Below are 7,590 nucleotides of genomic sequence, written 5' to 3'. Positions count from 1 at the left end.
ACGTGGCCGCGGCGATGGACCTCTGGAACAGTCGCGAGCCGTGGGCCCGCCGCCTGCTCGAGGGCGCGATCGGCACCGAGGCGTTCGCGGCGGCGGGCGGAGAGAGCCAGTGAGCCCTTTCTTTTCGGGCTCGTATGTGAGCTATCACTTACATATGAGCTCGGCCACCAGGCAAACAGCAGGCGAGCGTCGGGAGACCGTTCTCGCCGCCGCGCTCCGGGCATTTGCGCGCGGCGGCCTTCACGGCACGTCGACGGAGGAGATCGCCGAGGCCGCGGGGATCTCCCAGCCGTACCTCTTCCGCCTCTTCGGCACCAAGAAGAAGCTCTTCCTCGCGACGATCGAGCGCTGCATGGACGACACGCTCGAGCTCTTCCGGCAGGCGGCCGGCGAGCAGCGGGGAGAGGAGGCGCTCGAGGCGATGGGCAAGGCGTACGTCGCGATGGTGACGACCGATCGGACACGGCTCCTGGCGCAGATGGAGGGCTATGCCGCCTGCGACGACCCCGAGGTGCGCGACGCGATGCGCGCCGGCTACGGCAAGCTGCACCTCTTCGTCGAAACCGTCTCCGGCCTCGACCAGACGGCCGTCGCGAGCTGGTTCGCCGGTGGAATGCTCCTCAACGTGGCCGCGGCGATGGACCTCTGGAACAGTCGCGAGCCGTGGGCCCGCCGCCTGCTCGAGGGCGCGATCGGCACCGAGGCGTTCGCGGCGGCGGGCGGAGAGAGCCAGTGAGCCCTTTCTTTTCGGGCTTATATGTGAGTGACTGATCACGACCTAAAGGAGAAGTCCATGACCACACACAAGACGCTCTGGACGTTCGCGATCACGTCGGTCGCGCTCTTCATGGTGTCGCTCGACAACCTCGTCGTCACGACGGCTCTCCCTGTGATCCGCGCCGACCTCGGCGCGTCGCTGGAGCAGCTCGAGTGGACGGTCAACGCGTACACGCTCACGTTTGCCGTCTTCCTGCTGACCGGCGCCGCGCTCGGCGATCGATTCGGCCGGCGTCGGATGTTCGCTCTCGGCCTCGGCGTCTTCACGCTCGGGTCGGTCGCGGCCGCCCTTGCGCCCAACGTCGAGGCGCTCAACGTCGCCCGCGCGGTACAGGGGCTCGGCGGGGCGGTCGTGATGCCGCTCACCCTCACGCTGTTGAGCGCCGCGGTGCCGCCGGCGAAGCGCGGTCTCGCGCTCGGGGCCTGGGGCGGCGTCGGTGGTCTCGCGATCGCCTTCGGCCCACTCGTGGGCGGCGCGGTCGTCGAGGGCATGGCGTGGCAGTGGATCTTCTGGCTCAACGCGCCGATCGGCCTCCTGCTCGTCCCGCTCGCGCTGCGCCGGCTCGAGGAGAGCCGGGGCCCGGCCGGCCGGCTCGATCTCCCGGGCGTCGCGCTCGCGAGCGTGGGGCTGTTCGGGATCGTGTGGGGCCTCGTGCGCGGAAACGGTCAGGGATGGACGAGCGCGGAGATCATCGGCTCGCTCACCCTGGGCGCCGTTCTCGTCGCGGCGTTCGTCGCATGGGAGCTGAGGGCGTCGGCGCCGATGCTGCCGATGCGGTTCTTCCGCTCGCGCACGTTCGCGCTCGCGAACGGCGCGTCGTTCCTGATGTTCTTCGGGATGTTCGGCTCGATCTTCCTGCTCGCCCAGTTCTTCGTCTCGATCCAGGGCTACTCGCCGCTCCAGAGCGGGCTCCGGATCCTGCCGTGGACGATCGCTCCGATGTTCATCGCCCCGGTCGCCGGGGCGCTCTCCGACCGGATCAGCCCGAGGTTGATCGTCGGCACCGGGCTCACGCTGCAGGCGGTCGCGCTCGGGTGGATCGGGCTCGTCTCGACGCCGGCCGTCGCCTACTCGTCGCTGATCGCGCCGTTCGTCCTCGCGGGTGTCGGCATGGGTCTCTTCTTCGCGCCGATCGCGAACGTCGTCCTTTCGGCGGTCCGGCCGAGCGAGGAGGGTCAGGCCTCGGGTGCCAACAACGCGCTCCGCGAGCTCGGCGGTGTCTTCGGCGTCGCGGTCCTCGCTGCGGTGTTCTCGCATGTCGGTGGCTACGGATCGGCCCAGGCGTTCTCGGACGGCATGAACGCCGCGGTGCTCGTCGGCGCGGGCGTCGTGGCCCTCGGCGCGATCGCCGCGTTCGCGATGCCGCCGCGCGTCCGCCGCCTCGGCGAGCCTCTCGCCGTCGCGGAGCCGCTCGCCGACCCTGCGTGAGCCACGCCGCGTCGCGCTCGCCGTCAGGCGAGCGCGACGTAGGCGGCGGGCGCCGGCGCCGCTGGGATCTCGGCGACCTCCCAGCCGTCCGGGAACGACGGTGCCCGCCACGCGGAGTCCGGTTCGAATCGGGACCACACGTCCTCCCACCAGCGCTCGCCGCGATCGAGCATCGCGCCGATCGTGCGACCGAGCGCGTGTGTGGCGGCGGCCTGCTCGTCGGTGTAGCGGCCGTCGAGCACACGCTCGGCGAGCAGCTCCTCGTCCTTGAAGCGCCATGGCTCGTCGACCGGGATCCAGACGTCGAGCTCGAGGTCCTGCGTGTCGTAGCCGATCGACGTGCGCCGGAAAGGCTCTTCGAGGTTGAGGTACCAGCCCGCGAAGCGGCGCTCGGGCCCTTCCCAGACGTGCCAGACCGAGTACGCCTCGCCAGGACGCCTCAGCGTGAGCACTCCGTGCCCTGACCAGGCGCGCTTACCCGACCACGGATGCGGGCGTCCGTCCGCGCTCGGCGGGAACGCGAACGGCGCCTCTTCGGGGAGATACGTGACGAGAAGCTCGGGGCGATCCTCGACGACGACCACCGGCGAGGCGCACCAGGGCACTCCGCGCCACACCTCGCGATGGACGATCGTCTCGCCGCGCCGCCATGCCACCCGCGCCACGCTACCGGGGTACGCTCCCTGAGGCGATGGCCCGGCCGGAGACCCTGAGCGCGCCCGAGGGCGACGTCGCCGCCGGCCCGGCCCCGGAGCTCTCGGTCGTCGTCACCCTGTTCCAGGAGGGCGCCACGCTCGACGAGCTCCATCGGCGGCTGACGGCCGCGCTCGAGGCGTCCGGACGGTCGTACGAGGTGCTCTACGTCGACGACGGCTCGACCGACGGGACGTTCGCGACGCTCGAGCGACTCCACGCGGGCGACGACCGCATCCGGGCCGTCCGCCTCAAGCGGAACGTCGGTCAGCATCCCGCGATGCACGCGGGCCTCTCACGGGCGCGCGGCGACGTCGTCGTCACGATGGACGGCGACCTCCAGAACCCGCCCGAGGACGTGCCGAAGCTCGTCGAGGCCGTGGAGGCGGGGTACGACGTCGCGAGCGGCCGGCGCGCCGCGCGACACGACTCGTGGGGCCGGACGCTCCCGTCGCGACTCATCAACGGGATGCTGCGCCGCTTCACCGGGGTCGCGATCTCGGATTTCGGCTGCGCGTTCAACGCGTACCGGCGGAGCGCCGTCGAGCCGATGCTCGGCGCGATCGGCCGCCAGAAGTTCACGAAGGCGCTCGTCCTCTCGGGCGGTGCGTCGGTCGTCGAGGTCGACGTCGCGCACGCGCCGCGTCAGGGCGCCTCGCGCTATTCGCCGCTTCGTCTGACGCGGCTCGCGCTCCACGTGCTCGCCGGCTTCTGGCCGCAGCCGATCCAGACCGCCGGTGTCGTGCTCGGGGCGGTGTGCACGCTCGCGTCGCTCGCGCTCGGCGTCTACGGGACCGTCTACTGGATCACCGAGTCGAACTTCCCCGGCCCGCTCCTCCTCGGCGCGCTCGTCGTCGCCGTGCTCGGGGTCCAGGGCTTCATCCTCGCCCTCGTCGGCGAGCATCTCGGCAGAATCCAGCGCGTCGTGGAGCACCGTCCCCTCTACCTCGTCGACAAGGAGATCTGAGCGTGGCAAGGCGCGTCCTCGTCACCGGCGGCGCCGGGTTCATCCCCTCGAACCTGATCCGCCACCTGCTCGAGCACACGGATCACGACGTCATCTCGCTCGACGCCCTGACGTACGCCGGCAATCTCGAGAACCTCGCCGACGTGATGAGCCATCCGCGGCTCGAGTTCGTCCACGGCGACATCCGCGACGCGGGGCTCGTGGGCGAGGTTGTCGGCGGCGTCGACGTGATCGTCAACGCGGCGGCCGAGTCGCACGTCGAGAAGTCGATCCGCGAGGGCGCCTCCGAGTTCGTGACCACGAACGTCGAGGGGACGCAGATCCTGCTCGACGCGATCCGCGAGACACCCGTCGAGCGCTTCCTGCTCGTGTCGTCGAGCGAGGTGTACGGCACCGCTGAGCGCGACCCGATGGACGAGGAGCACCCTCTGAATCCGCGCAGCCCCTACGCGGCGACGAAGGCCGGCGGCGACCGTCTCGCGTACAGCTATCGGGTGACGTACGACCTGCCGGTCGTGATCGTGCGCCCGTTCAACAACTACGGGCCGCGCCAGCACCCGGAGAAGGTCGTGCCACGGTTCGTCACCCAGGCCCTCGCCCGCGAGCCGCTGACGATCCACGGCGACGGGCACGCGAGCCGCGACTGGCTCCACGTCGACGACACGGCTTCCGCGATCGAGGCATTGATCGACGCGCCGCTGGAGCGCGTCGCGGGCGAGGTGGTCAACGTCGCGACGGGCGTCGACATCTCCGTGACGGAGATCGCGCGTCTCGTACTCGAGGCGGTCGGCGAGCCAGGCCTCGGCACCGTCCACGTCGACGAGCGGCCGGGCCAGGTCGACCGCCACATCGGCTCGACCGACAAGCTCGAGCGGCTGACCGGCTGGCGGGCGTCGATCGGCTTCGAGGACGGCCTCGAGCGCACGGTCGCCTGGTACCGCGACAACGAGGCCTGGTGGCGGGGCGTCCTCGGGCGCGTCGGCGTCTCCTCGTCCTAGGCGCAGGTCCCGCCCAGCTCGGGCTGCTCGAGGCCGCCCGCCGCCGGCAGGACATCGAGGTGATCGCGGTCGACCGCGACCCGCAGGCGCCCGGCTTCGTCTTCGCCGACGAGCGTGCGGTGATCTCGTCGGAGGACGAGGAGGCCGTCGACCGGCTCGCCCGCGCGCGGGACGTCGACGGGATCGTCTCGCCCGGGGCCGATTGGCCGGTTGGGATCGCGGCACGGGTCGCCGAGCGCATCGGTCTCGCGCACCCGATCGACGGCCGGACCGGCGCGCTCGCGACGTCGAAGGCGCGTCAGCGCGAGGCGTTCGCAGCGGCCGGCGTGCCCCACGCGAGGGCGCTCGACGCGCGAGATCCCGCGCTGAGGCTCCCCGCCGTCGTCAAGGCGCCCGACCGCCAGGGCCAGCGCGGCCTGACGCTCGTGCGAGACCGTGGCGAGCTCGAGGCCGCGCTCGACGCGGCGATCGCAGAGTCGCGGAGCGGCGCCGTCCTCGTCGAGGAGCACGTCGAGGGGCCGGAGGTGACCGTGAACGCCGTCTCGGTCGACGGCGAGCTCGTCCCGCTGACCGTCACCGACCGCATGACCGCCGCGCCGCCGGCCTTCGGCGTCGCGCTCGCGCACGTGTGGCCATGCGTGCACGACGTCGGCGCGGTCGTCACCGCGGCGAAGGCCGCTGTCGAGGCGGTCGGGATCGCGAACGGGCCGTCGTACACCCAGCTGCGGATCGGGCCGGACGGCCCGGTCGTCATCGAGGTCGCGGCGCGGCTCGGCGGCGGGCACGACGCCGAGCTGTGCGAGGTCGCGACCGGTGTCGACCTGAATACCCTGGCGATCGACTTCGCGTTGGGGTCTGTCCCCGACCGGGGACTGACGCCCGCGACGCTGCCGGCCCTCGACACCGATGCGTCGCGGGGGACGGGCCCCTCCGGGGCCAGTGGCGCTGCCGTCGTCTTCCTCGTCCCGCCGCAGGGGCGCCTCCTCGAGGTCGAGGGGGTGATCGACGTCGAGGCAATCCCCGGCGTCGAGTGGGTCCGCGTCTACCGGCGGCCGGGCCACGTCTTCGGCCCGCTCCGCCGGGGCTCCGACCGGGCGGGGGCGATCCTCGTGACGGGTCGTGATCGCGAGGAGGCGCTCGAGCGCGGACGCCGTGGGGCCGACGCCGTACGCTTCCGGGTCGATGCGGACCCGTCGTAGCACGCCCCTCGGCTTCCAGCCGCCCGCGATCGGCGAGGAGGAGGTCGAGGCGGTCGCCGAGACGCTGCGCTCCGGCTGGCTCACGACCGGCCCGCGCGCCGCCCTGCTCGAGGACCGGATGGCGGAGTACCTCGAGGCCCGACACGTCCTGGCGGTGAGCTCAGGGACCGCGGCGATGCACCTCGCGCTCCTCGCCCTCGACGTCGGGCCGGGCGACGAGGTGATCACATCGCCGATCACATGGCCCGCGACGGGGAACGTGATCGAGCACACCGGTGCGACACCCGTCTTCTGCGACGTTCGCGACGACGACCTGAACCTCGATCCCGCGCTCGTCCCGGGTCTCGTCACGGAGCGGACGAAGGCGATCCTCCCTGTCCACCTCGCGGGCCAACCGTGCGACCTCGACCCGATCCACGCGCTCGGCCTGCCGGTCGTCGACGACGCGGCGCACGCGCTCGAGAGCCGCTACCGCGACCGGAAGCTCGGCGGCTTGTCCGATGCGACGTGCTTCTCCCTCTACGCGACGAAGAACGTCGCCGCGGGCGAGGGCGGACTCGTGGCGACGAGCCGCGACGACGTCGCGGAGGCCGTCCGCGCGATGCGCCTCACCCGACGTGGCGACGGGTCGCGGTACGACCAGACGACGTGGGGCTTCAAGGCGAACCTCTCGGACGTGCTCGCGGCGATCGCGCTCGTCCAGCTCGACAAGCTCGACCTCCACGCGCAGATCCGTGCTCGTCAGTTCGCGCTGTACGACGAGGGCACCGCCGGACTCGACGGGATCGAGCCGCTCGCGCGCGACCCGCGCGACACGCACGCGCTCCATCTGTACGTGGTACGGATCGACGCCGAACGGGCGGGCGCGACGCGGGACGACTACCAGCGGGCTCTGGCGGAGGAGCGAATCGCGACGAGCATCCACTTCCTCCCGGTGCACCGCCTCACGTGGTTCCGGGAGCGGTACCCGTCGCAGCCGGCGCTGCCGGTCGCCGAGCGCGCCGGCGAGCAGGTGCTGTCGCTGCCGCTCTCGCCGGCCCACTCCGACGACGACATCGCCGACGCGATCGACGCGCTCGGGCGCGTTCACGCGCGTTTCGCTCCGTGAAGCGCTCCGTCCGCATCGGCCTCACGCTCCTCGTCACGGGCCTCGCGCTCGCGTACCTCGTCTGGAAGGTCGACCTCCACGAGATCGTCGACACGCTGCTCGACGCGGACCCGTGGTGGTTCGTCCTCGCCGTCGCGATCATGATCGGCACCGCGTTGCCCATGGCGCTCCGCTGGCAGTGGCTGATGCGCGCGCAGCGGATGGACGAGACGTTCGCGTGGCTGACGCGGGCCTACTTCGTCTCGTACGCAGCGAGCCAGGTGCTGCCGACCTCGATCGGCGGCGACGCGATGCGCGTCTACGAGACGTCGCGGCGGCATCCCGGACGCACCGCGGACATCACGTCGATCATCCTGCTCGAGCGCGGGCTCGGAGGAGCCGGGACGGTACTGCTCGGGGCGATCGGGTTCGTGCTCGCC

General features: G+C 71.9%; 8 protein-coding genes. 7 read left to right on the top strand and 1 reads right to left on the bottom strand.

All coding sequences use genetic code 11. The features are described 5' to 3' along the window. Positions 1–154 precede the first annotated feature (154 nt). Together VNM44_RS03440 and VNM44_RS03435 are read left to right on the top strand one after the other, a co-directional pair. Positions 155–736 carry a TetR/AcrR family transcriptional regulator gene (locus VNM44_RS03440; RefSeq protein WP_325622643.1) on the top strand — a complete coding sequence of 194 codons (582 nt, stop codon included), beginning with the start codon at positions 155–157 and terminating at the stop codon, positions 734–736. 57 nt (positions 737–793) lie between these two features. Next, positions 794–2,206: a DHA2 family efflux MFS transporter permease subunit gene (locus VNM44_RS03435; RefSeq protein WP_325622639.1), complete on the top strand. Its 1,413-nt coding sequence runs from the start codon at positions 794–796 to the stop codon at positions 2,204–2,206. A 23-nt stretch (positions 2,207–2,229) separates the two neighbouring features. On the opposite strand, the gene VNM44_RS03430 is transcribed toward VNM44_RS03435, so the two are convergent. Beyond that, complete coding sequence (locus tag VNM44_RS03430) at positions 2,230–2,871, bottom strand: DUF402 domain-containing protein (RefSeq protein ID WP_325622637.1); 642 nt, start codon at positions 2,869–2,871, stop codon at positions 2,230–2,232. 26 nt (positions 2,872–2,897) lie between these two features. Here VNM44_RS03430 and VNM44_RS03425 point away from each other — a divergent pair, with 26 nt between their 5' ends. From VNM44_RS03425 to VNM44_RS03405, 5 genes are all read left to right on the top strand, one after another. Continuing rightward, a complete protein-coding gene (locus VNM44_RS03425; protein WP_325622635.1) occupies positions 2,898–3,866 on the top strand; it encodes a glycosyltransferase family 2 protein in 969 nt (322 codons plus the stop codon). Positions 3,867–3,868: 2 nt separating this feature from the next. Next, positions 3,869–4,864 carry a dTDP-glucose 4,6-dehydratase gene (locus tag VNM44_RS03420; protein WP_325622633.1) on the top strand — a complete coding sequence of 332 codons (996 nt, stop codon included), beginning with the start codon at positions 3,869–3,871 and terminating at the stop codon, positions 4,862–4,864. Then, positions 4,822–6,063: an ATP-grasp domain-containing protein gene (locus VNM44_RS03415; RefSeq protein ID WP_325622631.1), complete on the top strand. Its 1,242-nt coding sequence runs from the start codon at positions 4,822–4,824 to the stop codon at positions 6,061–6,063. Before VNM44_RS03420 ends, VNM44_RS03415 begins: the two co-directional genes overlap by 43 nt. Beyond that, positions 6,047–7,171 (top strand): DegT/DnrJ/EryC1/StrS family aminotransferase, encoded by a 1,125-nt coding sequence (locus VNM44_RS03410; protein WP_325622630.1) that lies wholly within the window; start codon positions 6,047–6,049, stop codon positions 7,169–7,171. The genes VNM44_RS03415 and VNM44_RS03410 overlap by 17 nt, the downstream gene beginning before the upstream one ends. Continuing rightward, a partial coding sequence (locus VNM44_RS03405; RefSeq protein WP_325622628.1) for a lysylphosphatidylglycerol synthase transmembrane domain-containing protein occupies positions 7,168–7,590 on the top strand: 423 nt, incomplete at its 3' end. The genes VNM44_RS03410 and VNM44_RS03405, both read left to right, overlap by 4 nt.

Origin of the sequence: Gaiella sp. (assembly GCF_035558935.1) — a bacterium.
Classification (GTDB): Bacteria; Actinomycetota; Thermoleophilia; order Gaiellales; family Gaiellaceae; genus Gaiella.
The sequence above is the reverse complement of the archived record's forward strand: the minus strand, read 5'-3'. Positions and strand labels throughout refer to the sequence as shown.